Genomic DNA, 25,952 nt, shown 5'->3' on the forward strand with positions numbered 1-25,952 from the left:
GATGGCTGTCACGGCGCGGGGGCTGGCCGCGGTCGAGCGGCTCGGCCTGACCCTGGTCGCCGGCGCGCAGGGCGGCGACCGGGAGATCTCGTGGGCGCACGCGATCGAATTGGCCGACCCCACTCCCTATCTGTCGGGCGCCGAGTTGGTGATGACGACGGGCATCAACATCGGCGCCGACGAGGAGGCACAGTTCGCCTATGTCCAGCGGCTGGCGGCTGCGGGGACAGCGGCGCTTGCCGTCGACACGGGCACCACGCTGTCCGCGATGCCACCGGGAGTGCTGGCCGCGGGGGACGCGCTGGGTCTACCGGTGCTCGAGGTGCCGGCGGAGACGCCGTTCATCGCGATCACCAGGGTGGTCATCGACGCGCTGCGGGCCGACGAACTGCGGTCGGTGCAACGCGTGGTCGACCAGCAGGAGGTGCTGGCCCGCGCCACCCTCGGCGGCGGCATTCCCGGGGTCGTCGACGCCCTGGCGGACTGCCTGGGGGCGACGGTCGTGGTGGTCGACACCGACGGCGCGGTGCTGGCGGCCGCTGGTGCCGATCAGGACCGCCTCACCGCGGTGCTGGGCGACACTGAGCTGACCCGACAGCACGCGGCATCGGTTCTGGCCGACGGGTCCGCCTATGTGACCGTCCAGGCGCTGCGGGCGGCCCGGCCCGTGCGGGGCCACCTCGCGGTGCGCACCGAGCGGCCGACATCCACCGCGGACCGGTTGCTCGTCGCGCACGCGGTGTCACTGATCTCCATCGCCGTCGAGAAGCCGGCCAGCATGGTTGACGCCGAGCAGATGTTCCGTGTCGCGGTGACTCGCGAAATGCTCTGTGGCTCAGGAATTGTCGACGACGGGGTGCTGCGTCACTTCGGGTTCGAGCCCGGCTCCGACGTCGTGGTGGCGGTGTGCGCGGACGTCGGTCCGGTGCTGGCCGCGCAACACCGAGTCTCGGAGGCGCTCGGCGCGGGTCCGCACCTGATGGTGCCGATCGGCGACGACGTCGTGGTGGTGCTGCCCGCCGCCCGAAGCCGGCGTCGCATCGAAGGGGTGCTGACCGTTCTGGGGTCCGAGGTGGCGGCCGGAGTGAGTCCGCCCGTGCGGATCCGCGACGTCGCGGTCGGCCTCGAGCAGGCCCGACTGGCGGCCCACAGCGGCGGCGAAGGACTGGTCGAGTTCGGCCGACTCGGGGGGCTCGGCGCGCTGTTGGGTGGCCGCGGCGCGGCCGAACTCCAGATGCTGGCCGAGCCCCTGCAGGCGCTGGGCGACGACCGGGAACTGATCGCCACGCTCACCGCATTCCTGCGGCACAACGGTCAGGTCGAGGCCGCGGCCGCCGACCTCGATGTTCACCGGCACACGCTGCGCAATCGGCTGCGTCGGATCACCGCACTTCTGGGCGACGATCTGGAGTCCGCTGATATGCGCACTCAGCTGTGGCTGGCGGTCAAGGCCGATCGACTGCTGACCGAGCGTCGCCGCGCAGCTTCGGCGGGCCGCAGCGATAGGTCACCGGAGTGGCCGACAGGCTGATGGGGTTGGCCACCTGCGGAGTGGGACTGTCGGGCACGGACACCGTCGCCTCGATGCCGAGACGCTGGGCGAACGCGAACGCCTCGGCCAGATCGTTGATCGGCCCGGTCGGCACGCCCACGGAACTGAACAGGTCGTACCAGTGGTCGGCCCCCTCGGCCTTCAGCGCGGTCTGCAGCTGCGCGCACAGCTCATCCCGGTGCGCGACGCGCTGCGGGTTGGTGACGAACCGGGGATCGTCGGCGAGCTCGGGCAGATCCAGCGCCGCGGTGAAGGCGCGGAACTGTTTGTCGTTGCCCACCGCGACGGCGATGGGACGGTCTGCGGTCTCGAACGTCTGATACGGCACGACGCTGGGATGCCGATTGCCCATGATGCCCGGCACCGCCCCCGCGCCCAGGTACCCCGAGGTCTGATTGACCATCGAGGACAGCAGTACCGCCAACAGGTTGGTGTCGACCCGCTGGCCCTCCCCGGTGCGATCCCGATGCGCCAGCGCCGCAAGGATTCCGGAGAGCGCATGCAGACCGGCCAGCACGTCCACCAGGGCCACCCCGGCTTTGGTCGGATCGCCGGGTTCGGTCCCCGTCACGCTCATCAACCCGCCGACAGCCTGCACCAGCAGGTCGTAGCCGGGCAGTGCGGAGCCCTTGTCGCGGCCGAATCCCGTGATGGAGCAGAAGATCAGGTCGGGCTTGAGCTCGCGCAGGTCCTCGTAGCCCAGGCCGAGCTTCTCCATGGTCCCCGGCCGGAAGTTCTCCACCACGATGTCGGCGCCCGCGACCAGCCGACGAGCCTCGTCGCGGCCCCGCGGGTCGGTCAGATCCAGCACGACCGAACGCTTGTTCCGGTTGACGGAGTTGAAATACGTGGCGACGCCCTCGGAGTCGTAGGGTGGACCCCACTGGCGTGTGTCGTCGCCGACCCCGGGCCGTTCGATCTTGATGACCTCGGCGCCGAAGTCGCCCAGCATCATCGTCGCGTACGGCCCCGCCAGCACACGGCTGAAATCGACGACGAGGACTCCGTCGAGTGCTCCACCGGTCATGCTCGGGGCGCTCCGCCGCGCAGGTAGACCGTGGTGGTGTGGGTGAAGAATTCGCGCGCCGCACGACCCTGTTCCTTGGGGCCCAGTCCGCTCTTCTTGGCACCGCCGAACGGCACGTGGGGGTCGGCGCCGGCCGATTCGGAGTTCACGTGCAGCACTCCCACATCGACGATGTCGGTCGCCTGCAGCGCCCTGGTCAGGTCCTGGGTGAAAATCGCTGCCGACAGCCCGAACTCGCTGTCGTTGGCCAGCCGGAAGGCCTCCTCGGGATCCGCGGCGCGCCGGACCGCCACCACGGGGCCGAACAGTTCCTCGGTCCAGACATCGGCGGGGGCACCGTCGATCTCGACGACGGTCGGGGCGATGAAGTACCCCTCGCCCAGCAGTCCCTCGGTGTAGGGCGCACCGCCGGCCAGCACCGTCGCGCCCTGCGCGGCGGCGGTGTCGATGCCCGCGGTGATGGACGCGTGCGCCGAGGCGCTCACCACGGGCCCCATCTGCGTGGCGTCATCGGTGGGATCACCGACCACCAGTGTTTGCGCCCGATCGACCAACGCGGCCAGGAATTCGTCGGCGATGCCCTCGGTGATCACCAGACGCGAAGTGGCGGTGCACTTCTGGCCGGTCGAGCGGAACGCGCCCAGCAGCACCTGCTCGAGCGCGAGGTCGAAGTCGGCGTCATCGAGGACGACAGCGGCGTTCTTGCCGCCCATCTCGGCCTGCGCGGGAACGCCCCGCGATGCCGCGGCGGCCGCGATGCGACGACCCACAGCGGTCGACCCGGTGAAGCTCAGGGCCTCGATCCCGGGATGGCTCACGATCGCGTCCCCGAGGTCCGATCCACCGATCAGCAGGTTGAGCACGCCCGGCGGCAGACCCGCCTCGGTCAGGGCCTGTGCCAGACGCAGCGCCAGCAGGGGGACCGTGCTCGCGGGCTTCCACACCACCGCGTTGCCGTACACCAGGGCCGGCGCGATCTTCCAGGCCGGAATCGCGATCGGGAAGTTGAACGGCGTGATGATGCCGACGACGCCGACGGGCCTGCGGGTCACCAGGATCTGCTCGCCGGCGCGCGGGGAGGTGTAGATCTCGCCGGTCTGGCGGTCACCCTCGTTGCCGTAATAGCGCAGGATCTGGGCGGCGCGGTGCACTTCGCCGACCCCCTCGGCCCTGGTCTTGCCCTCTTCGGTGGCCAGTTCCAGGCCCCAGGCCTGCGCGTTGCGGTCGACCACGTCGGCGGCCGCAAGGAGTACGGCCCCGCGCTGATGCAACGGGGTGGCGGCCCACGCGGACAAGGCCGTTTCCGCGGCCTTCACGGCACCGTCCACGTCGGACACGGTGGCGGCCGCGCCCTCGGCGACGACAAGACTTGGCCGCGTCGGGTTCACGCTGTGCACGGTGTCGCCGCGGCCGTCGAACCAGGCGCCGCCGACGAGGTGCTGGATGTTCGTGGTCATCAGCGGAACGCCGCCTGTCCGGTCAGGGCCCTGCCGATGGACAGCAGGTGCATTTCGGAGGTGCCCTCGTAGGTGAGCACCGATTCGAGGTTGTTGGCGTGCCGCAGCGGCGAGTACTCCAGCGTGATCCCGCTGCCGCCCAACAGGGTTCGGCATTCGCGGGCGATCGCGATGGCTTCGCGGACGTTGTTGAGCTTGCCCAGGCTGATCTGTTCGGGGCGCACACCCTCGGCGTCCTTGATCCGGCCCAGGTGCAGCGCGAGCAACAGGCCCTTGCCCAGTTCGAGGGTCATGTTGGCCAGCTTCTCCTGGGTCAGCTGATAACTCGACAGCGGTTTGTCGAAGACCTCGCGGGACTTGGTGTACTCGATCGCGGTCTCCAGGCTGTCGCGGGCCGCGCCGATGGCGCCGAAGACGATGCCGAAGCGGGCCTCGTTGAGGCAGGACAGCGGCGCGCCGAGGCCTTCGGCGAGCGGCAGCTGTGCCGACGCGGGCAGTCGGACGTCGTCGAGCACCAGTTCTGAGGTCACCGAGGCGCGCAGCGAGAGCTTGCGGTGGATCTCGTTGGCCGTGAATCCCGGTGTGTCGGTGGGGACAAGGAAGCCCCTGATGCCCTCGTCGGTCTGGGCCCACACGGTCGCGACGTCGGCGAGGTTGCCGTTGGTGATCCACATCTTGGTGCCGTTGAGCACCCAGTCGCTCCCGTCGCGCCTCGCACGGGTGCGCATCCCCGCGGGGTTGGAGCCGAAGTCGGGCTCGGTCAGACCGAAGCAGCCGATGGCCTCGCCCGCGGCCAGGCGCGGCAGCCATTCGTTCTTCTGCTCCTCGGAGCCGTAGCGGTGGATCGAGAACATCGACAGCGAACCCTGCACCGACACGAAGCTGCGGAACCCGCTGTCACCGGCCTCGAGTTCCAGGCAGGCCAGACCGTAGCTGACGGCGCTGGTGCCGGCACATCCGTAGCCCTGCAGGTGCATGCCCAGCACTCCGAGGCTGCCGAACTCCTTGGCGAGCTCGCGCGGCAGGGTCGCCGACTCGAACCAGCCCTCGACGTTGGGCCGCAGCCGGGTGTCGACGAACTGCCGCACGGTGCTGGCGATGTCGCGCTCGTCCTGGTCGAGGAGGCGGTCGATGTCGAACAGTTCCAACGGCGCGTAGGTGGTCTTCCTGGCCGGGGGTGCGGTGAGGTTCATCATGAACTCCTGGTTGGTTGTCTGCAGGGCGGCGGAGCCTCGGTGATCAGCCTGCGCACCGTGCGGGGAGTGCGCGGCCGCCGGTCAGTGTGTCGCGGTCATCGCCTCAGACTAGGTTCACCGGCAGGTCTACCGGGTGTCCCGACCGGACAATTCGGATGGTTCCATTGTCCATTATGGCCAGTGCGCATGCGCTCAGGATCGTCCGCCCGCCAGCAGCCCGGTCGAGGCGAACTTGAGCCCGCTGCGCAGCTCGTCGAGGTCGATCGGATCGTCGCTCTCGATGTAGCGCATCGTGGTCGCGACGGCCATGTTGAAGAACAGCCAGGCCAGGGCGCGCGGGCTCAGTTCATGGCGGTAGTGATCGCGGTAGTGGCCCATGTGCAGCGTCGCCATGGCCAGCAGGGTGGCGTTGAGTCCCGAGATGTTCTCGAATGTGCGCACATGGTCAGGCCGTTCGGCGAGGTAGCGGATCAGTCTGCGGTTGGCGATCGTGACGTCGATGAGGATGTCGATCGAGGACTGCATCGCGGTCCGCGGTTCGTCCATCGTGATCTTGCGCAGCATCTCCTCGATCGCGGGCGCCTGCTGGGCGGCCACCTGCTCGATGGCCGCGTTGATGATCTCCTCCTTGTTCGCGAAGTACTGGTAGATCGAGCCCTTGCTGATGCCGGCCTTCTCGGCGATCGCGTTGGTGGTGATCTCGTCGGGGCCCGTGGTGTGCATCAACAGTGCCGTGGTCGACACGATTTTCGCGACCATCTCGCGGGAGCGTTCCTGCTTCGGCGCCTTTCGACGCGTTGACCTGGCTTTATCGATGGGCATCGGGGTCTCCTAATGCGACTTGAATGCGACCTTAGGGTCACATTAGCGTCGCTGCATGACCACCACCCCGGACCGCACCGCCACCCCCGAACTCGGGGCTGTGTCCGACGAGTACGACGCCGGTCCACGGGAACTGGTGCCGCTGGACTCCCTGACCGCCGAGCACACGGGTCGGTGGACGTTTCTGATCGTCGACGGCGCCGCGTTCATGATGCAGGCCATGCACCCCGTGATCGCCGAGATCACCGGGCGCTATTCGGCGGCCTTCCACGGCGATGCGGGCGGGCGCGCGATCCGCTCGATCGACTCCGTGCTGCGCTGGACGTACGGGGGCACCGAGGCGCTGGCAGAGGGGGACCGGGTGCGGAACCTGCACAAACCGATCACCATGAAGAGCGCTGAGACCGGCAAGCAGATCAGTGCGCTCAACCCCGAGGCCTACCAGTGGGTCATCGCGACGGGCTACATCGTCACCGCGCGGGGAGGTCGTCTGCTGATCGGCCGCGACTTCTCCGACGCCGAGAAGGACGAACTGCTGCGTGACAACCGCCGGCTGGCGAACCTGCTTCACGTGCCGATGCGCGATTACCCCACGACGCGTGCGGAGATGGATGACTACTACGAGGCCATGATCGACCGGTTGCAGGGCACGCCGCAGGCACTGCGACTGGTCGAGGAGATGATCACCGGTGAGGTGGATCTGCTGTCGTCGGTGCCCAAGCCGCTGCACCCCGTCGCGAAGCTGGGACTGCGCCCGATGCTGCGGTTCAACTACCTGTCCATCGTGGGCCTGCTCGACCCGCGTCTGCGAGCCAAGCTCGGGGTCAGCTGGAGCGACGCCGAAGAGCGTCAGCTTCACCGCATCTACGCGACGATTCGGGGGGCGTACCGGGTGCTGCCCGACCGGTTCACCTACTTCCCGCTGGCCTACCACGCCCGCAAGCACCACCAGTGCCTGCAGAAGATGGCCAAGCGGCAGGAGAAGTCCTTCGCCTACAACCTGCCTTCGGGTGGCTGACCCGGGTTCCCCTCAACCCTGTGCGGAGGGGAACCGGGGCGCGCGCTTCTCACGCAGCGCGGTGTACCCCTCCACGACGTCGGGCCCCAGGAACGTCAGCATCTCGTAGGCCGCGGACTGCTCGAAAGTCGGTCCGGCGGTGCGCAACCAGTTGTTGAGGCTGCGTTTGGTCAGCCTGATGGCCTGCTGTGCTCCCGTGGCCAGGGCGTCGGCCACGCGCAGGGCCTCGTCGAGGACCTGGTCGCGGGGCAGGGCCTTGGCGACCAGGCCGATGCGCTCAGCCTCGGCGCCGGTGATCATCTCGCCGGTGAGCAGGTAGTAGCGGGCCTTGGCCATACCGATCAGCAGTGGCCAGATGATCGCGGCGTGATCACCCGCGGCCACCCCGAGTTTGACGTGACCATCACCGATGCGGGCATCCTCGGCGGCGATCGCGACGTCGGCGAGCAGGGCCGCCACCGTGCCCGCTCCGACCGCGACACCGTTGATGGCCGACACGATCGGCTTGTCGCAGTTGATGATGTTGTAGACCAGATCGCTCATCTCCGAGAGCATGTGCGAGACGCGGTCATAGTCGCCGGCCATGCGTTCGACCATCGCGAGGTCGCCGCCCGCCGAGAAGGCCTTGCCCGCACCGGTGATGACCGCGACGCGGGTCTCCGGGTCGGCCGCCACGTCACGCCAGATCCGGGCCAGCTCGGTGTGCATCTGTTCGTCGGCCGCGTTGTACTTCTCCGGGCGGTCGAGGGTGATCAGCAGAACGCCGTTGTCGCGGCGGGTCAGTGTCAGCTGCTCATAGTCGTCGAAACTCACGGGTGGCTCCTTCGCATCGGACCCTGCTCACGGTAGGGGATGGCGGTGCCCCGGCGGCGGGCGGATCTGCGCTGACCGCAGTCAGCTCGCCGGGCCAGGGGCTAGTGTCGTGGTCGGATTGAGGCGAAGGAGAGACATGGCGGTGGCGGACGGGCTGTCGGCGCGCGAGGCCAAGAGGCTGCAGACCAGGGAGCGCCTGCTGGGCGCGGCCATCGCGGAGTTCAAGCGATCAGGCATGGCCGCGGCCGAGGTGAGCACCATCGTCGCGGCCGCCGGCGTCGCGCACGGCACGTTCTTCTTCCACTTTCCCACCAAGGAACACGTGCTGTTCGAACTCGAGCGTCGCGAGGAGGAACGCATCACCAGGCAGTTCGAGCAGTATGTCGCCAAGCCGCACGATCTGCTGGGTGCGCTGCGCGAGGCGGTGCGGGTGGTGCTCGCGCTGGAGTCCCGACTCGGGGCTCTGCTGTTCAAAGACTTTCTGGCACTGCACTTCTCGCAGTCACGACCACCCGCCGAAGATGGACAGGACCATCCTCTGGTGGTGTCGGTCGCCCACGAGATCGAACGTGCCCAACAGCGCGGTGAGGTGGATGCCGAGGTCAATCCACTCAACAGCGCGGTGTTCTACCTGCTGGGCTTCTATGCGCTGATGATCACCACGAGCGACTGGCCCACCCGCGACGCCCTGCTCGACGAGTACGTCGCGCGCACCCTGCGCAGCATCGAGGCCCGCTCCTAGCCCAGCACGCGCCCAGTTCGACACCAGGACTGTGCGATGGCGCGTGCAACGACCGTGGCGTCGAACTCACGCGTTCCATTGCGTCGGTGACTAAAGTCAGTCACGATGACTCCCGAGTGGGAGGAGTGAGTCGTGAACGTGCCGACTTTCGGGCTGCGGCGCAACGGCGGGACGGCCGAGGTGTCGCTCGAGGATCACCACGAGCTGTCGCGCCGGGCGCAGCGTCAGGCGGACAGGTGGTTGATCTCGGGCTCACTGCTGATCGGTACGGCCGCGTTGGGCATCTTCGGGCTGCCCATCTTCCTGCGCGGCGTTCAGCTGCTGCGACGGGCGCAGCGAGAGGGACTCTCGGTGCGGCCGATGATGGTCACGCTGCTGGGGTATCTGGTGATCATCGACGCCGCGATCAACACCGTGGGCTGGGCGCTGGACCTCGTCGGCAACCACACGCTGCTGGCCCGAGTTCTGTTGAACGGCTGGGGAAACATGTTCGACGCCGGCTACTTCTGGCACTACAACGAGCTGTGGGTCGGCGGTGCGGCCGGGCCGGGCGAGAAGTCCTGGGAGGTGGCCCTGATCCTCACGGTCTTCACGATGCGCATCGCCGCGGGAATCGGTTTTCTGCAGATGAAGCGGTGGGGCCACCAGTGGATGATCGTCACCTGCTGGATGGGTGTGATCATCTGGGTCGGCTACGTGTTCAACATGACGATGTTCGCCGACGTCCGCTACGCCGGTGTGGTCTTCCCGGTGATCGGGTGGTGGCTCTACGACATCTTCTACATCACGCCGTTCCTCGCGATCCCGTATCTGCACACCGTGAACCGCGAGATCTTCACCGATTGATTGACTTCAATCAGTGACTCGACTACAAAGAGCAGCGCGTCGACGACGGGGAGGAACAGGTCATGGACATGCTCTGGGAACTGCTGCGCTACGTGGGAGCCTGGGGCGGCACCGGGCTGATCATCTGGTTCTGGTACTGGATGTTCTCCAACATCGGCACCTTCTGAGCCGATGGCCGACGCCGCTGCCGGACATGCCGCCGACCTTGAGCGCGCCTGCGCCCTGACCGCGGTTGCGCTGAGCGGAAACCGCAGGGAGGGCGCGAGACTGGTCACCGGAGACCGCCGCGCCTTCGGCCTCAACAGTGCGCTGACGTTCGTGCACGTCCCCTACCCGTTGGCGCGGACGTGGTCCCGACGGGACGTGACCTGCGCCGTGGCTTTGCAGTGTTCGCCGTCGAAGGAGCGCATCGTCGGCTACCGGCTGGGGGAGTTGAGCGCACGAGAACTCTCGGCGCTGACCCTGGTGGAGGCCGGCGTCGCGATCGGATGGGCGGCGGTCTGCTGGCCCGGCCTGCTCGGCGAGTTCCGCCGCCTGCTGCCCGCCGTGGAGATCCTCGACGCCGACATGGATGCCGAGGAGATGCTGGCGCGGGCGATCGCCTGGGCGGCGGCCGGGCGGCCCGCCCTCACCGATCCGCTTCTGGGTCGGCTTCCGTTGGCCTACACGGCATCCGGCGGACTCACCGACCGGCTGCGACGACAGTTCGGCCGGATGCCGTGGACCACGGCGCAGAAGCGGATGCCGCGCCCGTATTCGGTGCCGGTCGGCGGTGACGGGGGAGTGCGCAACCCCAACCTGCCGCCGCCGAGCCGGCCGCAGGACAACGACATGGACTCCACGCCCGAGCATCGGCCCGGCATCCCGTATCCGGAATGGAATGCCTGGACCCAGCGCTTCCTGCCCGACCACGTCGCGGTGCTCGAACTGGCGCGCGATGCGCACGTCGGTGAATCGCAGACCACGCCAGCGGATCTGCGGAAGTGGTTCGAGGAGCACACGCACCGGGCGATGACCAACCGCCTCGAGGACGGCGCGGACCTTGACGTCGACCAGTACGTGCGGCACTACATCGACCTGCGCACCGGGGAGGCAGGAGAGCCTCGAGTGTTCCGCGATCTGCTCCCGGCCTGCCGCGACGTGAGCACCGCACTGCTGCTCGACGGCAGTTCGTCGCTCGGCGTACACGGCGGGCGGGTGTTCCGGTTGGAGTTGGCGTGCGCGGACGCGCTGTCGCAGGCGATGACCCGGGCCCGAGAGAGGCACGGCATCTTCGTGTTCACCGGCAACACCCGGCATCGGGTGGAGGTGCGCTGCCTCAAGGACTTCGCCGATCCCGGTTTCGTCCCTCCCAGCGGGCTCGGGCTGTCCACCGGCGGCTACACCCGGCTCGGCGCGCCCATCCGCCATCTGACCAGCCGACTGCTCGCACAGCCCGCCGAGCGAAGACTGATCATCGCCATTGGCGACGGGATGATCTCGGACGAGGGTTATGAGGGCCGCTACGCGTGGGCCGACACCGCGCACGCGGTGGAGGAGGCCAACGAGGCGGGCGTCTCGGTCTACTACGTCGGGGTCGGTCCAGCCCGTGTCGACCCGCTGCCGGAGGTCTTCGGATCGCGCCGCTCACAACGGATTCGGCGGGTCGAGGAACTGCCGCGGGTTCTGGCCCACGTGCACCGCGAACTGGTCAGCGCGTGACCCGCGAGCACAGGAGGAGTCGATGACGTCCGAGAACTACTTCGCCAGCGGCGCCGAGGTCAGCCTGTTCGAGCAGGCGTATCAGCGCAACCTCCCGGTGATGCTCACGGGCCCGACGGGGTGCGGGAAGACACGTTTCGTCGAGCACATGGGCTCACTGCTGGGGCGGCCTGTGGTGACCGTCAGCTGCCACGACGACCTCACGAGCTCGGATCTGGTCGGGCGCTTCATGGTGACCGGCGGCGACGTCATCTGGACCGACGGACCGCTGACCCGAGCGGTGAAATCCGGTGCCATCTGCTACCTCGACGAGGTGGTGGAGGCCCGTCACGACTCGCTGGCGATCCTGCACTCCCTGACCGACCACCGGCGCGCGCTGTACCTGGACCGGGCCGACGAAGTCGTCCACGCGCCAACCGAATTCATGCTGGTGTGCTCGTACAACCCGGCCTACCGCAGCTCGCTGAAGGAGCTCAAACCCTCGTTCCGGCAGCGGTTCGTCACGCTGCCGATGACCTACCTGCCTGCCGACCGCGAGGCGCAGGTGGTGGTCTCGGAGTCGGGTGTCGAGCTGGCCACCGCCCAGCGTCTGGTGCGGTGCGCCACCGCGATCCGCACGGCCGACCGCGCCTTCCACTTCGAACCCCCGTCGACGCGCGTGCTCGTCACGGCCGCGCAGCTGATCAGCGCGGGCGCAACCGAATTGGAGGCGGCGCACGCCTGCATCCTGGCGCCGCTGAGCAGCGACGGGGCCATCACCGACGGCCTTCGCGAGGTCGCCGCCGCAAGCCTGCTCGGAGCCGACGCCGCGGGCGCGCGGCCACACTAGGGAGGAGTTCGGGACATGGTCGACCAGAAGGAGCGCAAGCGCAAGAGGGCGCTGATCGTCTTCCAGATCGTCATCTACGGCTATCTGCTGACGATGTTCCTCATCCAGCTGTACATGTCGTTCACCAGGGGATGGTGGGACCTGTGAGTGCCCCGGCGCAGGCCGGCAGCCTCGAGGATCATCACGACGAATCCCGGCTCGCGCAGCGCAGGGCCGACAAGTGGATGATCACCGGCGCGGCGCTGATGGGCATGTGGGCCCCGGGCCTGATCGGGTTCCCGATCTTCATGCGCGGCGTCTGGCTGCAGCGGCAGGCGCTGAAGTCCGGCCTGTCCGTGCGCCCCATGATCGTCACGCTGATCGGCTATCTGGTGCTGATCGACGGAATGCTCAACAGCCTGGGCTGGGCACTGGACCTGGTGGCCAACCACACCCTGATCAACCGAGTCCTGATGATCGGGTGGGGCAACATGTTCGACGCTGGCTACTTCTGGCATTACAACGAACTCTGGGTCGGCGGTTCGGCCGCGCCGGGTGAGAAGTCCTACGTCGTCGGGTTGATCTTCACGGTGTTCGCGATGCGTGTCGCTGCGGCGATCGGTTTCCTGCAGATGAAGCGGTGGGGCCACCAGTGGATGGTGGTCACGTGCTGGATGGGCGTCGTCATCTGGGTCGCCTACATCACCAACATGACGATGTTCGCCGACATCCGTTACGCCGGTGTGGTCTTCCCCGTCATCGGGTGGTGGCTGTACGACATCTTCTACATCACGCCGTTCCTCGCGATCCCGTATCTGCACACGGTCAACCGCGAAATCTTCACCGACTGACTCGCACGGAGAACGAGGAGACAACTGTGAGCATGCCGTCACCCATCGCAGACCAGGACGCGGCCGCCGACCTGCCGCCCGGCACCACGCCGTACTACGCGCGCATGCACAAGTGGATCAAGCGGGCCGTGCTGGTGTGCCTGGTCGCGCTGGTCATCGAAGGAGCCTTCACTCTGCCGTTCATGGCGGTGTACTACGGCTACCCGACGTTGAGCCTCACCGAGATCTGCAGTGAACTGCTCAAGGTCCGGTACTCCGACGACGACCTGGAGTGCAAGTACCCGTATCCGCCGCTAGGTCCCCCCGAAGGCGCCGAGGGCAAGGACACCGCGCAGGACGAATGGGGCATCCAGCCCATCCCCAAGTACCACCGCCTCGGATTCCGCGAACTCGTCCGCATCCACGAGGAGCGTGAGGCGCGTCAGGCCGCGGGTGGGTGAGTCCCGTCGGTAACAATTGACACTTCCGCAACGACTACACCGACATGCGCAGTCGATGCAGGTGTGCGGTCGCGGCAGTGGCGGTCGCGGTGGCGACAGTCCTGGGCCAGATCGCCCCGGTGGCCGCGGCCGCGGCCCCGACGCCGGTGGCCAAGGATTTCACCAAGCCGGCCATCGTGATCCTGGGCTACGGACTCAATCCGGACGGCACCATGCAGACCATCCTGCGGCGCCGCGTGCTGACCGGCCTGGCGGTCGCCCAGTTCTTCCCGCAGTCGCCCGTCATCGTCACGGGCGGCAACCCGCGCAGCGGCATCACCGAAGCCGAGCAGATGCGCAGAATGCTGGTCTCCCTTGGGTTTCCGAACCGACGGGTGATCGTCGAACCCAAGGCGAACAGCACCGTCCAGAACGCCGCGTTCTCGGTGCCGCTGGCCAAGAACGCCGGCACCACGGGAATCATTCTGGTGACCTCGTCCACCCACCAGGGCCGGGCCGACAGCAACTTCGTCGACGCGGGCGGCCATCTGCTCGCGACGGTCAGCTACCCGGACGGCAACCCGATGGTCAACATCGTGCAGTTCGCCCGCGATGCCGTCAGCCCCTTCACCAACTTCGGTTAACCCAGCGAGCCGGCATCGTCGGGCACGTCGACGGCGTGCTCACGCAGCACCTCCAACGGCACGACGTCCAGCGTCCGCTCGTGCGTGCACGCCAGCACCACCGGCGCGGCGCACCCGTCCTCGTGGGCGCGCAGCCAGTTGGCGGCGGTCACGCACCAGCGGTCCCCCGGAACGAGGCCGGGAAAGCGGTAGGCGGGCATCGGCGTGGTCAGGTCGTTGCCGATCGCGCGCTGGTGCGCCAGGAACTCGGCGGTGACCACCGCGCAGATGGTGTGCAGTCCGACATCCTCGGGCCCACTCGAGCAACAGCCGTCCCGGTAGAACCCCGTCAGTGGGTCGGTACCGCACTCCTGCAGCGGGCCGCCCAGCACATTGCGGTCAGGCATTCGTCGAGTATCGCAGCCCTCAGGGATTCGGGCGGGGTTCGAACGCGGGACCCAACAGGCGTTCCACGAGGGCGCGCTCCTGCGCGGGATCCTTGACCGGCCAGGACCACAGCGCCAGGAACACCCGGATGAGCATCTGGGTGTCCAACGGGTCGGGCGAGTCCTGTCCGAGCATCTCGGCCGCCAGTGCCGTGACCATCGGGGACGTGGTCAACCAGTCCGATCCCGGCTGCATCGTCCGCATGATGCGCCGCAGGGGATCTGACCGTATGCGCTGCAGCGCCACGACCGTGGCCGTCACCACCCGCTCGGCGCCGGTCAGTCCCTCGATCGCCGTGCGCACCTCCGCGACCACCATCAGCGCCTGACGCGCGACGACGGCCTCACGGATCGCGGTCTTGCCGCCGGTGTGCCGATAGATGGTCGCCGGCGAACAGTGCACCGCGGCGGCCAGCGCGTCGATGGTGAAGGCGTCGTAGCCGTGGCGCGCGATCAGGTCCGCGGCACCGGCGTAGATCCGCTCGGCCGCCGCGTCGGACCGATCCCCACCGACCAGCCAGTCGTTGCGTGACATCGATACAGAATCTCTCATCATGAGAGGAATAGCGAGCTTTCTCTCACCCTGCTCCGCAGGTCGGCGCCCCCGGGTGAGACGGACCCCGCTGCGCGGCGGCGTGCTCCGCCTGTCGACTTCGCCGCTGGTCATTGACGTTGTCGGGGCTGCGGCAGCAGCCTCGTTGCATGCCGGTTCTCGACGACCCGATGACGCTCTTCGGCGCTGCCGGTGTGCGCGATCCCTACCCGCTGTTCGACCAGATGCGCGCCGAGGCGCCCCTGCACCGCATCGGTGACTCCGGCTTCTACGCCGTGTGCTCCTGGGATGCCGTCGTGGAGGCCATCACCCGGGTCGATGACTTCTCGTCCAACCTCACCGCCGTGATGGTGTTCGGTGACGGCGGGGAGGTGACCCCGTTTCCCATGGGCGAACTCGATGGGCCGATCCATGCCCTCGCCACCGCCGATGACCCGGTTCATGCGGTGCACCGCAGGATTCTGCTGCCGCACCTGTCGGCCAAACGTGTGCAGGTCATCAGTGAGTACGCGCAGCGGACGGCGCGCCAGCTGATCGCGGACGGCTTGTCCGACGGCACGATCGACTGGATGGGCGGCGTGGCGAACCGACTGCCGATGATGGTCGTCACTCGCCTGCTGGGGCTTCCCGAGGACGACGTCGACAAACTGGTCGACCTCGGTTACCGCGCGGCCAGTCTGCTCGACGGTATCGGAACCGCCGAACACATGGAGAGCGCCGGGATGGCCGCCATGGAGCTGTCCGGTTACGTGCTCGAGCATTTCCACGCCGCCGCCGACGCGCCGACACCGGGATTGATCGGCGACCTCGCCAGCCGTTGTGCCGGTGGGGAAATCGAGGAGATGACGGCGCTGACCATGATGATCACGCTGTTCAGCGCCGCGGGGGAGTCGACCGCCTCGCTGTTGGGCAGCGCGGCATGGATTCTGGCGACGCGACCCGCCGTGCAGCGGCAACTGCGTGACGACCCGAATCTGCTGGGCGCCTTCGTCGAGGAGGCGCTGCGGTACGAGGCGCCGTTTCGAGGGCACTACCGGCACGTGCGTCACGACACCGCACTGGCCGGAGTGGACCTGCCGGCGGGCTCGCGACTGTTGCTGATGTGGGGAGCGGCCAACCGGGACGCACGGCAGTTCGACGCGCCGAACGACTTTCGACTCGACCGCGCCTCGGCCAAGGGGCACATCACCTTCGGCAAGGGCGCGCACTTCTGTGTCGGGGCGGCGCTGGCCCGGCTGGAGGCCAGGATCGTGCTCGGTGAGCTGTTGGCCGGCACCAGCTGGATCGAGGCCGACGAGGTGGGGGACTGGGTGCCCAGCGTCCTGGTGCGGCGCCTCGAGGGGCTGCGGCTCAGGGTGCAGGACTGAGCGTCCGGCGCGCGATGCCGCCCGGGTGGTCGGCGATTCTGGCATTCCGTGCCTTAAGGTCTGGCTGTGCCTCAGATGGATCGCCGGAGTTTGATGATGATGGCGGGTCTCGGTGTTGCCGCCGCCGCCCTTCCCCTTCCCACGGCGTTGGCCGAACCGCTGCAACCGGACGCCCCGGCGCCGGGGCCGCGGGCCCAGGCCCAGACCGGCATGCTGTTCGCCGACGAGTTCGACGGTCCGGCGGGATCGAGCGTCGATTACGCCAAGTGGCGTGTGATGCCGGCCCGCGAGCGGATCAAGAACCCGGTGTTCTGGGATCGCCCCGAGAACATGGGCGAATACCGCGACAGCCGGGAGAACCTGTTCCTCGACGGCAGGGGCAACCTCGTCATCCGCGCCACCAAGGAGGGCGACAAGTACTTCGGCGCCAAGATCGTCGGCACGCAGCCGGTGGGCATCGGCAGCACCTGGGAAGCCCGCATCAAGCTCGAGTGTCTGACCGCGGGCTGCTGGCCGGCGTGGTGGATTCTCAACGACAACCCGGTCGACGGTGGCGAGATCGACCTCATGGAGTGGTACGGCAACGGTGAGTGGCCGTCGGGCACCACGGTGCACTCCCTGCTGGACGGCACCTCGCACGTCACCCAGCCGATGGCCGTCGACGGTAACTGGCACACCTGGCGCGCCACGTGGGACCAGAACGGCATCTACTTCTGGAAGGACTACGTTCCGGGCATGGAGCCGTACTTCCAGGTGCCCGCGTTCTCCATGGATCCGTGGCCGTTCAACAATCCCGGCTACACCTTCGTACCGGTGCTCAACGTCGCGGTCGCGGGTTCCGGCGGTGGGGATCCGGCCGGAGGCTCCTATCCTGCGCAAATGCTGGTCGATTACGTTCGGGTCTTCTGAGTCGCCACTTAGCCGAGGTGGGCGTACCAGTTTGGTCATCACAGGGGTTATGCTCGGGCAGATACGGCAAAGGAGCCGCGGCGCAGGAGGGTCCCGTTGAGCACACGAACCGCAATCGAGCTTCCCCCCAGTCGACCGGTCATCGTCCGGGGCGCCGACGGCACCCGACTGCACACCGAGGTGTTCGGACCGGAGGACGGTTATCCCGTCGTGCTGGCGCACGGCATCACGTGCGCCATTCGGGTCTGGCGGGAACAGATCAACGACCTGGCCCGGGATCACCGGGTCATCGCGTTCGACCACCGCGGGCACGGGCGCAGCGGTGTCCCGCCGCGGGGGCACTACAGCCTCAATCACCTGGCCGCCGACCTCGACGCGGTTCTGGAGGCGACGCTGGCGCCCGGTGAGCGCGCCGTGATCGCGGGGCACTCGATGGGCGGCATCGCCATCGAGGCGTGGTCTGAGCGGTACCGGCACAAGGTGGCCGACCGCGCCGACGCGGTGGCCCTGATCAACACCACCACGGGTGAACTCGTCCGGCAGGTGAAGTTCCTCGCGCTGACCCCGCGCCTGGCCAACCCGCGGGCCGTCGTCGCCACCCAGGTCATCCGCAACTTCGGCGGGATCCCTGCGCTGCGTGCGGTGAAGGGCCCGAGCCGCGGCGTCGTCGCGCGGCTGGCGGTCGGTCGGGATGCGGACCCGGCGATCACTGATTTCGTCTACGAACTCTTCGCCACCACGCCGCCCGCGGGCCGCGGGGGCTGCGCGCGAATGCTGATGGATTCGGTCGAGAAGCGGCACATCCCACTCGACGGGCTGACGGTGCCCACTCTGGTCATCGGCAGCACGCATGACCGCCTGCTGCCGATTGCCGCGCAGCGCCGGATCGCCGACGTGGTGCCCAACCTCGTCGACTTCGTCGAACTGCCCGGCGGGCACTGCGGCATCCTCGAACATCCCGAGGCGGTCAACAGCCGACTGCGGTCGCTGGTCGACTCGGTGCGCGGCTAACCGGTCAGCGCGCCTTCGACCTCGTCGGCCGCACGCAGTCCCGAGCGGACCGCGCCGTCGAGGAACCCCGTCCAGGCGTCGGCGGTCTCGGTGCCGGCCCAGAACAGTGAGCCGACCGGCTCCCGCAGCACCCGGCCCACAGTGGTCCACGAGCCGGGTGGCACCGCGGCGGTCGGGCCACCCGGTGAGAACGGTTCTGTGCCCCAACTGAAGTCGAGATAGTCGATGGGATGAAGCGCGGCGTCGCCGAAGAGCGCCGCGAAGCCGCGCAGGGCGTGTTCCCGGCGCTGCTCGGGTGGCTGCGTGTCGAACTCGCGGGGGTCGACGAATCCCAACAGGATGCCCGGTCCGTCGCTGCGGGGACTGACATCGAACGTGATGAACACCGGCCCGGTGTCCGACAACGCCTCACCAGAGCAGCCGTCGGCGCGCCAGAACGGCGTCTCATACGCCGCGTAGGCCTTGCTGAGTCTGCCCTGCGGCCAGCGCGACGGCAGTTCGGCGTGCCCGTCCGGCAGCGCGGGGCTGAACTCGATGGCGGCGCGGTGCTGTGGAGGCACCGCGATCACGACGGCCCGCGCGCTCACCGATCCCGCCGCGGAATGCACCGTCGCCCCGTCGTCGGTGTGCTCGACACCGTAAACCGCGGCGCCCAGCACCACGGCATCCCCGAGTTCCTCAGCCATCCGCAGCGCGATCGACTGGGTTCCGGCGGCGAACCGGTCCTGCTGCGCGCCATTGGCCACGTCGAGCAGGCGGTCCAGTCCGCCCGCGGCCGCGACATAGCGCGCCGCGTGCAGCATGGACACCTCGGAGGGTTCCGCACCCCAGGTGACCCGCGACATGATCGCCATCAGGTCCAGCGTCGTCGAGGATGCGCGCTTTTTCGTGAGCCAATCCTGCAGCGACATCGAGTCGAGTTCGTGTGCGTGCAGGGCCGCGCCCGGCCTGTCCACGGGGACTCCGCGGGCCGCGCGGGTGAACTGCCAGCGCACGCGCGCGATGTTGAGCAGTCCACCGATCGACAGCGCGGGGACGGTTCCCGAGTACGACCGCACGCTGCCGCGCCAGTTGATCAGGTTCTTCCCGTCGCAGAACGTCGGCGTGGTGGGGCAGCCGAGTTCGGCCGCGAGCGCCAGCACCGCGTCTTGGGTGGGTCCCACGAAGGTGGCGCCGAGGTCGACCGGCAGGCCCGCCACCGCACCGGTGTACGACCGGCCGCCGACCCGGTCGCGTCCCTCGAGCACCAGGACCCCAAGGCCCCGCCGATTGAGTTCCCGCGCGGCGGTCAACCCCGCGAATCCGGCACCGATCACCACGACATCTGTCTGCGCACGCACGGGGTCCAGTCAAGCGCATTAGGCTGCGGCCCGTGAAGATCTTGACAGCGTTGTCCGGTCCCGTTGACGCGATCGAGCGCACCCGCGCGCTCAAGGAGGCCGGCGCCGCGGGTGTCTTCACGTTCGAGGGTCCGCACGACGTGTTCGCGCCGCTGACGCTGGCCAGCACGGTGGGCGGGTTGGACCTGATGACCAACGTCGCGATCGCTTTCCCGCGCAATCCGATTCACCTCGCACACCAGGCGGTCGACCATCAGCAGCTGTCCGGTGGGCGGTTCGTGCTCGGGTTGGGGACCCAGATCCGGACCCAGATCGAGAAGCGGTTCGGGGCCGAGTTCGACCGTCCGGTGGCGCGGATGACGGAGTTGATCGAGGCGCTGCGGGCGATCTTCCACACCTGGTCGACGGGTGAGCGGCTGACCTTCCGCGGTGACTTCTACTCGCACACGCTGATGACCCCGAACTTCAGCCCGCCGAGCCTGCCGTATGGCCCTCCACCGATTTATGTTGGCGCCCTTGGTCCCCGGCTGACACGGGCGACGGCCGAACACGCCGACGGACTGCTGGTGATGCCGTTCGGGACCAAGCGCTTCCTGCACGAACACACCATGCCGGCGGTGCGCGAGGGCGTCGCGGCCTCGGGACGGCGACCCGACCAGTTCACGGTGGTGCCCGAGATCATCGTGTCGCCGGGCGAGGACCACTCGGGGACTCGCCGCCTGTTGGCGTTCTACGGGTCGACGCCGGCCTACCGGCCGGTCCTGGACGCGCACGGGTGGGGCGATCTGCAGCCCGAACTGCACGCGTTGAGCAAGCAGGGCCGCTGGCAGGAGATGGGGGACCTGATCGACGACGACGTGCTGGGCACCATCGCGGCCGTGGGCAGTCCGGCCGACATCGCCGCGCACATCAAGGACCGGGTCGACGGGGTGGCCGACACCGTGTGCATCTACTCCGGTGGCGCGTTGTCGGTTCAGCAGATCGGCGAGATCATCGACGCGCTGCGGTGACCTCTGCCGCCGGCCCGGTCAGCGCAGACGCACCATCCGGGTGGTCGAACTCTCGTCGAGTTCGACCAAGTCCGACCGTGAGCGCAGGAAATCGCTGAACGACCGGAACCCCAGCGACTTCTCGCTGAACGACGGGTCCATGCGCTTCATCTGCGCCTTGACCGTCGAGTTGTGCAGCCAGTCGGTGTCGTCCTTGTCCATGCCGATGCGGATGGCGCGGGTCAGCAGGCCGGTGGCCTCGGCCTGCGCGTCGGGGGCATCGGGTTCGGCGCGGGCCGCGGTCCTGCCCCGCCGTTTTGGCGGTGCGGCGTCCTCGGTGGGGGCGGGCACGAACGCCGGAACGCTGGGCAGGGCGTCGTAGATGACGAACTCGTCGCACGCCGCGGCCAGCATGCGGCTCGACGATCCCGCCATGCCGATGCCGACCACGAAGCGGCCCAACCGTTTACAGCGCTGCGCCAGCGGGATGTAGTCGGAGTCGCCGGCCACGATCACCACGTGGGTGAGGTCGGGCAGCCGGAACATATCCTCGACCGCATCGACGGCGAGCCGGATGTCGGCGCCGTTCTTGCCGTACGCCGCCGCGGGGAACAGCTGCACCAGGTCGACGGCCCGGCCGACCAGTTGGCCGCGGTAGTCGGCGTTGATGTCGGCGGACCAGTCGGCGTAGGCGCGGGTGAGCACCAGGGTCCCGAAGGAGGCCGCGAAGTCGATGATCGCACCCACGTCGACGGTCGCGCGGGTGAGCCGGTCCGCGGCATCCGGCGGCGGTTTGGCCTTGTCGCGCTGGAACGAGTTGCGGCCGTTGACCTGGTCGTACCTCGAGATCACGATGTTGTCGAAATCGAGGTACACCGCGACGCGTGACTCGCCTGTCTCCGTCATCACCCCAGTGTCGGCCATGGGGAACGCGTCAGGCGGCCGATCGGCGGGCCAGGCTGCACCGAACGCTTTACATGACGTCGCTGCGCTGTCACAGTGGCCTGAGCCGAGGGGCCCGGCACACGGAGGTGCGACTCACGTGACAGATCTGGTGATCCGCAGGATCCGCTGGGACTTCGACGGAGGCGTGCCGTTCCTGTGGCAGCCGAACAACCCGGCCTTCGGCATGTTCTGCACGGTCTTCACGTTCATCGCGGTGCCGTTCGAGCACTACATCATCAAGGCCCTCAAACCCACGCAGGCGACGTTCACCGATCCCGCCGTGGCGGCTGAGGCCGACGCCTTCCTGCGTCAGGAGGGCCAACATGCCGCCGCGCACCGCAAGCACATGGACGCCCTGATCGCTGCGTATCCCGGACTGCAGCGCGCCTACGACGACGCGACCGCGGCATTCGACGAACTCGTCGCCACCCGCCCGGCCGAGTTCCACGCGGCCTACATCGCCAACCTCGAAGCCACCTTCACGCCGTTGTTCAAACTCGTTCTGGACAACCGTGACTCACTGTTCGCCGGATCCGACGAGCGGGTCGCATCGTTGATGATGTGGCACTTCGTCGAGGAGATCGAGCATCGCAGTTCCGGGCTGATGCTGTCGCGCGCGTTGAGCCCGGACAGGTGGTATCGCGTGCGGCAGGTGCGCGAGACGTTCCGGCACATCGGCGAAGTCGCGGCTGCCATCGGGGCGACCGTCGACGCCGTGGTGCCGGTCGAGCAGCGTGTGGTCTCGGCCGCCGACCTGATGAGTCCCGCGCTGTTGGTCGATGAGTTCACCCGCCGTGGCCCCTGGGCGCGACGTGCACCTCGGACGCAGGTCCCCACGTTGTTCAACGCCGTGCCCACCCGCGACCTGGCGCGCATGGTGTGGCGACTGGCGTTGTCGCAGATGCCGAATCACGATCCGGCGGACCAACCGCTACCCGAGTGGGCCGCGGTGTGGATGGCTGAATACGAGCGCGGCACCGACATGACGCGGTTCGCGGGGGCGGGTCCCAACCGAACATGAGCACACCGCCGCTCTCAGGCGGTCGTGAGGCGGAGCGGCAGGTGGGTCGGTCCACGTAGGGAGCTGTGGCTCGACCATCGTGCCGGGCCAGCGGGGGTGATTCGGCTGACGCGGGTGACGAGTTGGCGCAGTACTGCCTGGGCTTCCATGCGGGCCAGCGGTGCCCCCAGGCACATATGGGCACCGTAGCCGAAGGCTATGTGCTTGCGCGGGTCACGGTCGGCCCGGTACTCGTCGGGATCCTCGAATGCGGAGGGATCACGGTTGGCTGCGCCGAAGGACAGCAGCACGCGGGATCCGACGGGGATGGTGACGTCACCGACGCGATAGTCGGCTCGGGTGTAGCGGTAGAGGTTCTGGATCGGCGTGGTGATCCGCAGCTGCTCCTCCACGGCGAGAGGAATCAGATCGGGATGTGCGCGAATGAGGTCGTACTGGTCGGGGTGACGGGCGAGCGTGTCGAACATGCCGCCGAGCAGGTTGGTGGTGGTCTCGTTGCCGGCGATCAGCAGGTGGATGGCGATGAGCATGAGCTGTTGGTCGGTGAGTCCGCCGTCGGTGTTGTGCTCGATGAGCCGGCCAAGGACCGTGTTGGATCCTTTGAGTCCTCCCGTCGCGAACTGCCTTCTGAAGTAACGATGCAACGACACCATGGCCGCCATCGACTTGACCGCGTCGACGACACCGGAAGGGGTGGGCGTCAACTCCATGATTCCCACGCCGCGTTCCGACCATCGGCGAAAGTCGTCGACGTCGGAGTCTGGCACACCCAGGATCTGGGCGATCAGACGTATCGGCATCGGTATCGCAAGCCGTTGCACGACATCACATCCGGGGTCGTTCAGGATGTCGGTGACGAGTTCCACCGCCAGCCTCTCGGTGATCTCCTGCCAGGACTGCATGGCGCCCCTGCTGAATCCCGGTTGGACCTGTTTGCGAAGTCGGGTGTGCTCGTCGCCGTCGGTGAGCACCGCCAGCGGCGCAGAGAACCTGAGCCGGGTGACGCCCTGAGCGCTCGTGACCTCATCGGTGTCGCGTAATGCGGCTCGCACATCGTCGAGACGGCTGATGATGAATGTGGCACGCCTCGGGTTGTAGTGCACGCGGCCGCCTCGATGGAGGGCGCGGTACGCCTCGAAGGGTTCGGCGGCGGTGATTGGATCCTGCGGGTCGTAGTCGGTGTTGATCGCACCCGTCCAGCCGTCATAACCGCGCCGGCGCGTCCGGAAGGCGGCGGCGACGTTCATTCGAACGGCATTGGCCACCGGGTCGAGAGCATCGTGAATCCTGCGCTGGGCCTGTGCGATCGACATCGTGGGTCCTAACTGTGCGCGGCGGTGACGTGCCCGCGGCTGCGAAGGGTCCTCTGTTGGGTGATGAGGATGGCAGTCGCGAGATGGACGACGTAGCAGGCGGACACGACCGTGGACAGGCGACGGCGGCGCGGGTTCGCCATGAGGAGTCCGATCAGTGTTTCGATCGCACCGTTGATGTAGGTGAACGTGCGGGCATGGCGGGGGAAGCCGAGCCGGTTGATGGGGTCGAAATACCTCGGCGCCACGAAGTGCGCCACACCGACCACGCTGACCGACAGCCCCAGACGCCGCCGCGAGCGCTCAGTGTGGAAGTGCATCGTTAAGCGCTCCGCTCTGCTCAAGGCGATTGAGCAACCGCACTATTTACGAGAGAAATTTTCTCGTTAATGGTGACACATGCCGGCGCTCGTGGACAGGGGTGATGTCGAGCATTTCCTCTACGTTGTTCATGTGAGCCAATCCCGTCGAGGGCGACCGAGAAGCGCGGCCGTGCACGAGGCGATCCTGGAGGCCACCCGCACGCTTCTCGTCGAAGCGGGCTATCGGTCCGTTGCCATGGACAAGGTCGCCGCGATTGCTGGAGTGGCCGTTCAGACCGTGTACCGGCGGTGGCCGTCGAAGGCTCCCTTGGTGGCCGAGGCGGTGATGCAGGCCTACAACCAGGCCGACTTCACGCTGCCCGACACCGGAGACACGATCGCAGACCTGACGACCTGGATGCGTGCGTACTCCGAGATCGCCTCGTCCGCGGAGAACATCGCACTCATTCGCTCGCTCGCCGCTGCCGCTGCCGAAGACCTGGGCGATCGCGACACCCTCTACCAAGAACTCACTCGTCCGATGCACGACGCCATATCGCACCGCCTGCGCGTCGGGGTGTCGGCGGGCCAGATCCGCGGGGACGCCGACATCGACGCTGCCACCGATGCGTTGATCGGAGCGACGCTCTACCGGGTGCTCAGTGGCACCGCATCCGCGGGAGAAACGGCTGGGCGATATCTCGGAGTCGTTGATGCTCTGCTGCGTGGTATCTCGCGCTGAACTGATCGTTCGGTGACGGGGCGCCGCCAGTGCGGCCGCGAGGTCGCGGGTATGGGAAGCGCTCAGTGGAACGTGATGACGACTTTGCCACGCGCGCTTCGGTTCTCGAGGGCGGCGATCGCCTCTCCGGCACGTTCGGCGGGATAGACCTGGGGTTGGGGCGCGGCGACTTTGCCCGATGCGAGCAGCGCCGAGAGTTCATCCCACTGCTCGGCCAGATAGCCCGGATGCGACATCGCCCATGCACCCCATCCGACACCGACGGCGTCGACGTTGTTGAGCAGCAGTCGATTCACCTTGATCGTCGGGATGTCACCGCCGGTGAAGCCGACGACGAGCAGTCGGCCCGCCGGTGCCAGCGACCGCAGCGAGTCGGTGAACCGATCACCGCCGACGGGGTCCAGCACGATGTCGACCCCGCGGCCGCCGGTCAGTTCCGCGACGGCGTCCTTGAACCCGTCGGCGAGTACGACATCGGACGCCCCGGCCGCCGTGGCCACCTCGATCTTGTCCTCGGTCGACACCACGGCGATCGTGCGGGCCGCGCCGAGGGCGGGCGCCAGGCGCAGCGTCGCGGTGCCGATACCGCCCGCGGCGCCGTGCACCAGAACGGTCTCACCCGGCATCAGCCGGCCCCGGGTGCGCAACGCGAAATGCACCGTCAGGTCGTTGAACAGAATGCCCGCGCCCGCTTCGAAGGAGATGTTGTCCGGCAGTGCGAAGACGCGGTCGGCCGGCAGGGCCACCACCTCGGCCATGCCGTCGGTGATCATCGTCAGCCCCAGCACGCGATCACCGGGCTTGACGTGCGCTCCGTCGGGCGCGCTGCGCACCACGCCGGCGACCTCTCCGCCCGGGGTGAACGGGAGATCGGGTTTGTACTGGTAGAGACCGCGGCTCAGCAGCGCATCGGGGAAGGCCACGCCCGCGGCGTGGACGTCGATGACGATGTCGCCGGCGGGTTCGGCGACATCGTTGACCTCAATCGCCTCGGGACCGTCGAGCCTGGTGATCTGAACCGCGCGCATGCCCGCCACCTTAGCGATTTCGGCGCGGGGTTAGGGGGGGGGGGGGGGGGGGCGGGCGGCGGGGGGGGGGGGGGGGGGGGGGGGGGGGGGGGGGGGGGGGGGGGGCGGTGT

Annotated in this window: 28 protein-coding genes; 16 read left to right on the plus strand and 12 right to left on the minus strand. The window is 68.1% G+C overall.

What is annotated here, in order from left to right; all coding sequences use genetic code 11:
* Position 1: 1 nt before the first annotated feature.
* Entirely contained in the window at positions 2–1,531 is a 1,530-nt protein-coding gene (locus tag A5727_RS12585; RefSeq protein WP_068249497.1) for a PucR family transcriptional regulator, read from the plus strand.
* Here the strand turns inward: A5727_RS12585 and A5727_RS12590 are convergent.
* The 4 genes from A5727_RS12590 to A5727_RS12605 form a co-directional block, all read right to left on the minus strand.
* Positions 1,446–2,579: a CaiB/BaiF CoA transferase family protein gene (locus tag A5727_RS12590; RefSeq protein WP_068249499.1), complete on the minus strand. Its 1,134-nt coding sequence runs from the start codon at positions 2,577–2,579 to the stop codon at positions 1,446–1,448. The genes A5727_RS12585 and A5727_RS12590 overlap by 86 nt on opposite strands.
* Positions 2,576–4,036, minus strand: coding sequence for an aldehyde dehydrogenase family protein (locus A5727_RS12595; protein ID WP_068249501.1), 1,461 nt, complete (start codon positions 4,034–4,036; stop codon positions 2,576–2,578). The genes A5727_RS12590 and A5727_RS12595 overlap by 4 nt, the downstream gene beginning before the upstream one ends.
* Positions 4,036–5,229, minus strand: a complete 1,194-nt coding sequence (locus A5727_RS12600; protein ID WP_068249556.1) for an acyl-CoA dehydrogenase family protein — start codon at positions 5,227–5,229, stop codon at positions 4,036–4,038. The genes A5727_RS12595 and A5727_RS12600 overlap by 1 nt, the downstream gene beginning before the upstream one ends.
* A 195-nt stretch (positions 5,230–5,424) precedes the next feature.
* Positions 5,425–5,991, minus strand: coding sequence for a TetR/AcrR family transcriptional regulator (locus tag A5727_RS12605; protein WP_068249503.1), 567 nt, complete (start codon positions 5,989–5,991; stop codon positions 5,425–5,427).
* A gap of 118 nt (positions 5,992–6,109) precedes the next feature.
* Here A5727_RS12605 and A5727_RS12610 point away from each other — a divergent pair, with 118 nt between their 5' ends.
* Positions 6,110–7,072, plus strand: coding sequence for an oxygenase MpaB family protein (locus A5727_RS12610; RefSeq protein ID WP_068249505.1), 963 nt, complete (start codon positions 6,110–6,112; stop codon positions 7,070–7,072).
* A 12-nt stretch (positions 7,073–7,084) separates the two neighbouring features.
* On the opposite strand, the gene A5727_RS12615 is transcribed toward A5727_RS12610, so the two are convergent.
* Entirely contained in the window at positions 7,085–7,885 is an 801-nt protein-coding gene (locus A5727_RS12615; RefSeq protein WP_068249507.1) for an enoyl-CoA hydratase/isomerase family protein, read from the minus strand.
* 136 nt (positions 7,886–8,021) lie between these two features.
* Here A5727_RS12615 and A5727_RS12620 point away from each other — a divergent pair, with 136 nt between their 5' ends.
* The 8 genes from A5727_RS12620 to A5727_RS12650 all read left to right on the plus strand — a co-directional run bounded on the left by A5727_RS12620 (position 8,022) and on the right by A5727_RS12650 (position 13,896).
* Complete coding sequence (locus A5727_RS12620; protein ID WP_068249509.1) at positions 8,022–8,627, plus strand: TetR/AcrR family transcriptional regulator; 606 nt, start codon at positions 8,022–8,024, stop codon at positions 8,625–8,627.
* 153 nt (positions 8,628–8,780) lie between these two features.
* Complete coding sequence (locus A5727_RS12625) at positions 8,781–9,473, plus strand: hypothetical protein (protein ID WP_502687678.1); 693 nt, start codon at positions 8,781–8,783, stop codon at positions 9,471–9,473.
* Positions 9,474–9,644: 171 nt separating this feature from the next.
* Positions 9,645–11,174, plus strand: a complete 1,530-nt coding sequence (locus A5727_RS12630; RefSeq protein WP_068249513.1) for a nitric oxide reductase activation protein NorD — start codon at positions 9,645–9,647, stop codon at positions 11,172–11,174.
* Between the two features lie 22 nt (positions 11,175–11,196).
* Entirely contained in the window at positions 11,197–12,003 is an 807-nt protein-coding gene (locus tag A5727_RS12635; protein ID WP_068249516.1) for a CbbQ/NirQ/NorQ/GpvN family protein, read from the plus strand.
* A 15-nt stretch (positions 12,004–12,018) separates the two neighbouring features.
* Positions 12,019–12,150, plus strand: coding sequence for a hypothetical protein (locus A5727_RS28375; protein WP_264016589.1), 132 nt, complete (start codon positions 12,019–12,021; stop codon positions 12,148–12,150).
* A 77-nt stretch (positions 12,151–12,227) separates the two neighbouring features.
* Positions 12,228–12,833, plus strand: coding sequence for a hypothetical protein (locus A5727_RS12640; RefSeq protein ID WP_234812772.1), 606 nt, complete (start codon positions 12,228–12,230; stop codon positions 12,831–12,833).
* Between the two features lie 32 nt (positions 12,834–12,865).
* Positions 12,866–13,273 carry a hypothetical protein gene (locus tag A5727_RS12645; RefSeq protein ID WP_068249520.1) on the plus strand — a complete coding sequence of 136 codons (408 nt, stop codon included), beginning with the start codon at positions 12,866–12,868 and terminating at the stop codon, positions 13,271–13,273.
* A 44-nt stretch (positions 13,274–13,317) separates the two neighbouring features.
* Positions 13,318–13,896 (plus strand): YdcF family protein, encoded by a 579-nt coding sequence (locus A5727_RS12650; protein WP_068249522.1) that lies wholly within the window; start codon positions 13,318–13,320, stop codon positions 13,894–13,896.
* Here the strand turns inward: A5727_RS12650 and A5727_RS12655 are convergent.
* On the minus strand, positions 13,893–14,282 hold the full coding sequence (locus A5727_RS12655; protein ID WP_068249524.1) for a DUF2237 family protein: 390 nt from the start codon (positions 14,280–14,282) through the stop codon (positions 13,893–13,895). The genes A5727_RS12650 and A5727_RS12655 overlap by 4 nt on opposite strands.
* 19 nt (positions 14,283–14,301) lie before the next feature.
* Complete coding sequence (locus A5727_RS12660) at positions 14,302–14,856, minus strand: TetR/AcrR family transcriptional regulator (RefSeq protein ID WP_068249526.1); 555 nt, start codon at positions 14,854–14,856, stop codon at positions 14,302–14,304.
* A 167-nt stretch (positions 14,857–15,023) separates the two neighbouring features.
* Between A5727_RS12660 and A5727_RS12665 the strand changes: the two genes are divergently transcribed.
* From A5727_RS12665 to A5727_RS12675, 3 genes are all read left to right on the plus strand, one after another.
* Positions 15,024–16,241 carry a cytochrome P450 gene (locus tag A5727_RS12665; protein ID WP_068249528.1) on the plus strand — a complete coding sequence of 406 codons (1,218 nt, stop codon included), beginning with the start codon at positions 15,024–15,026 and terminating at the stop codon, positions 16,239–16,241.
* A 75-nt stretch (positions 16,242–16,316) separates the two neighbouring features.
* Positions 16,317–17,150 (plus strand): glycoside hydrolase family 16 protein, encoded by an 834-nt coding sequence (locus tag A5727_RS12670; RefSeq protein ID WP_082949770.1) that lies wholly within the window; start codon positions 16,317–16,319, stop codon positions 17,148–17,150.
* A gap of 96 nt (positions 17,151–17,246) precedes the next feature.
* Positions 17,247–18,161 carry an alpha/beta fold hydrolase gene (locus tag A5727_RS12675; RefSeq protein ID WP_068249532.1) on the plus strand — a complete coding sequence of 305 codons (915 nt, stop codon included), beginning with the start codon at positions 17,247–17,249 and terminating at the stop codon, positions 18,159–18,161.
* On the opposite strand, the gene A5727_RS12680 is transcribed toward A5727_RS12675, so the two are convergent.
* Positions 18,158–19,501: a flavin monoamine oxidase family protein gene (locus A5727_RS12680; RefSeq protein ID WP_231992058.1), complete on the minus strand. Its 1,344-nt coding sequence runs from the start codon at positions 19,499–19,501 to the stop codon at positions 18,158–18,160. The genes A5727_RS12675 and A5727_RS12680 overlap by 4 nt on opposite strands.
* Before the next feature lie 41 nt (positions 19,502–19,542).
* Here A5727_RS12680 and A5727_RS12685 point away from each other — a divergent pair, with 41 nt between their 5' ends.
* Positions 19,543–20,511, plus strand: coding sequence for a TIGR03617 family F420-dependent LLM class oxidoreductase (locus A5727_RS12685; RefSeq protein WP_068249557.1), 969 nt, complete (start codon positions 19,543–19,545; stop codon positions 20,509–20,511).
* An 18-nt stretch (positions 20,512–20,529) separates the two neighbouring features.
* Here the strand turns inward: A5727_RS12685 and A5727_RS12690 are convergent, their stop codons facing one another.
* Positions 20,530–21,396, minus strand: coding sequence for an NYN domain-containing protein (locus A5727_RS12690; protein WP_068249559.1), 867 nt, complete (start codon positions 21,394–21,396; stop codon positions 20,530–20,532).
* Between the two features lie 136 nt (positions 21,397–21,532).
* Between A5727_RS12690 and A5727_RS12695 the strand changes: the two genes are divergently transcribed.
* On the plus strand, positions 21,533–22,456 hold the full coding sequence (locus tag A5727_RS12695) for a metal-dependent hydrolase (protein WP_068249536.1): 924 nt from the start codon (positions 21,533–21,535) through the stop codon (positions 22,454–22,456).
* Between the two features lie 14 nt (positions 22,457–22,470).
* On the opposite strand, the gene A5727_RS12700 is transcribed toward A5727_RS12695, so the two are convergent.
* Together A5727_RS12700 and A5727_RS12705 are read right to left on the minus strand one after the other, a co-directional pair.
* A complete protein-coding gene (locus tag A5727_RS12700; RefSeq protein WP_068249538.1) occupies positions 22,471–23,769 on the minus strand; it encodes a cytochrome P450 in 1,299 nt (432 codons plus the stop codon).
* A gap of 8 nt (positions 23,770–23,777) precedes the next feature.
* Positions 23,778–24,089, minus strand: coding sequence for a DoxX-related protein (locus A5727_RS12705; RefSeq protein ID WP_068249540.1), 312 nt, complete (start codon positions 24,087–24,089; stop codon positions 23,778–23,780).
* 79 nt (positions 24,090–24,168) lie between these two features.
* Here A5727_RS12705 and A5727_RS12710 point away from each other — a divergent pair, with 79 nt between their 5' ends.
* Positions 24,169–24,813: a TetR/AcrR family transcriptional regulator gene (locus A5727_RS12710; RefSeq protein WP_231992059.1), complete on the plus strand. Its 645-nt coding sequence runs from the start codon at positions 24,169–24,171 to the stop codon at positions 24,811–24,813.
* Positions 24,814–24,875: 62 nt separating this feature from the next.
* Here the strand turns inward: A5727_RS12710 and A5727_RS12715 are convergent, their stop codons facing one another.
* A complete protein-coding gene (locus tag A5727_RS12715; protein ID WP_068249542.1) occupies positions 24,876–25,841 on the minus strand; it encodes an NADPH:quinone oxidoreductase family protein in 966 nt (321 codons plus the stop codon).
* Positions 25,842–25,952: the final 111 nt, after the last annotated feature.

Origin of the sequence: Mycobacterium sp. ACS4331, from assembly GCF_001667265.1 — a bacterium.
In the GTDB taxonomy this organism is placed as follows: Bacteria; Actinomycetota; Actinomycetes; order Mycobacteriales; family Mycobacteriaceae; genus Mycobacterium.

Bases quoted from the DNA above. Each gene is read 5' to 3' on its own strand.
- A5727_RS12690 (WP_068249559.1), bottom strand. From the start codon at position 21,396: ATGACGGAGACAGGCGAGTCACGCGTCGCGGTGTACCTCGATTTCGAC.
- A5727_RS12665 (WP_068249528.1), top strand. From the start codon at position 15,024: ATGCCGGTTCTCGACGACCCGATGACGCTCTTCGGCGCTGCCGGTGTG.
- A5727_RS12585 (WP_068249497.1), top strand. From the start codon at position 2: ATGGCTGTCACGGCGCGGGGGCTGGCCGCGGTCGAGCGGCTCGGCCTG.
- A5727_RS12705 (WP_068249540.1), bottom strand. From the start codon at position 24,089: ATGCACTTCCACACTGAGCGCTCGCGGCGGCGTCTGGGGCTGTCGGTC.
- A5727_RS28375 (WP_264016589.1), top strand. From the start codon at position 12,019: ATGGTCGACCAGAAGGAGCGCAAGCGCAAGAGGGCGCTGATCGTCTTC.
- A5727_RS12610 (WP_068249505.1), top strand. From the start codon at position 6,110: ATGACCACCACCCCGGACCGCACCGCCACCCCCGAACTCGGGGCTGTG.
- A5727_RS12600 (WP_068249556.1), bottom strand. From the start codon at position 5,229: ATGAACCTCACCGCACCCCCGGCCAGGAAGACCACCTACGCGCCGTTG.
- A5727_RS12670 (WP_082949770.1), top strand. From the start codon at position 16,317: ATGGATCGCCGGAGTTTGATGATGATGGCGGGTCTCGGTGTTGCCGCC.
- A5727_RS12630 (WP_068249513.1), top strand. From the start codon at position 9,645: ATGGCCGACGCCGCTGCCGGACATGCCGCCGACCTTGAGCGCGCCTGC.
- A5727_RS12605 (WP_068249503.1), bottom strand. From the start codon at position 5,991: ATGGTCGCGAAAATCGTGTCGACCACGGCACTGTTGATGCACACCACG.
- A5727_RS12635 (WP_068249516.1), top strand. From the start codon at position 11,197: ATGACGTCCGAGAACTACTTCGCCAGCGGCGCCGAGGTCAGCCTGTTC.
- A5727_RS12710 (WP_231992059.1), top strand. From the start codon at position 24,169: ATGCCGGCGCTCGTGGACAGGGGTGATGTCGAGCATTTCCTCTACGTT.
- A5727_RS12645 (WP_068249520.1), top strand. From the start codon at position 12,866: ATGCCGTCACCCATCGCAGACCAGGACGCGGCCGCCGACCTGCCGCCC.
- A5727_RS12650 (WP_068249522.1), top strand. From the start codon at position 13,318: ATGCGCAGTCGATGCAGGTGTGCGGTCGCGGCAGTGGCGGTCGCGGTG.
- A5727_RS12700 (WP_068249538.1), bottom strand. From the start codon at position 23,769: ATGTCGATCGCACAGGCCCAGCGCAGGATTCACGATGCTCTCGACCCG.
- A5727_RS12715 (WP_068249542.1), bottom strand. From the start codon at position 25,841: ATGCGCGCGGTTCAGATCACCAGGCTCGACGGTCCCGAGGCGATTGAG.
- A5727_RS12655 (WP_068249524.1), bottom strand. From the start codon at position 14,282: ATGCCTGACCGCAATGTGCTGGGCGGCCCGCTGCAGGAGTGCGGTACC.
- A5727_RS12640 (WP_234812772.1), top strand. From the start codon at position 12,228: ATGATCACCGGCGCGGCGCTGATGGGCATGTGGGCCCCGGGCCTGATC.
- A5727_RS12590 (WP_068249499.1), bottom strand. From the start codon at position 2,579: ATGACCGGTGGAGCACTCGACGGAGTCCTCGTCGTCGATTTCAGCCGT.
- A5727_RS12660 (WP_068249526.1), bottom strand. From the start codon at position 14,856: ATGTCACGCAACGACTGGCTGGTCGGTGGGGATCGGTCCGACGCGGCG.
- A5727_RS12620 (WP_068249509.1), top strand. From the start codon at position 8,022: ATGGCGGTGGCGGACGGGCTGTCGGCGCGCGAGGCCAAGAGGCTGCAG.
- A5727_RS12595 (WP_068249501.1), bottom strand. From the start codon at position 4,036: ATGACCACGAACATCCAGCACCTCGTCGGCGGCGCCTGGTTCGACGGC.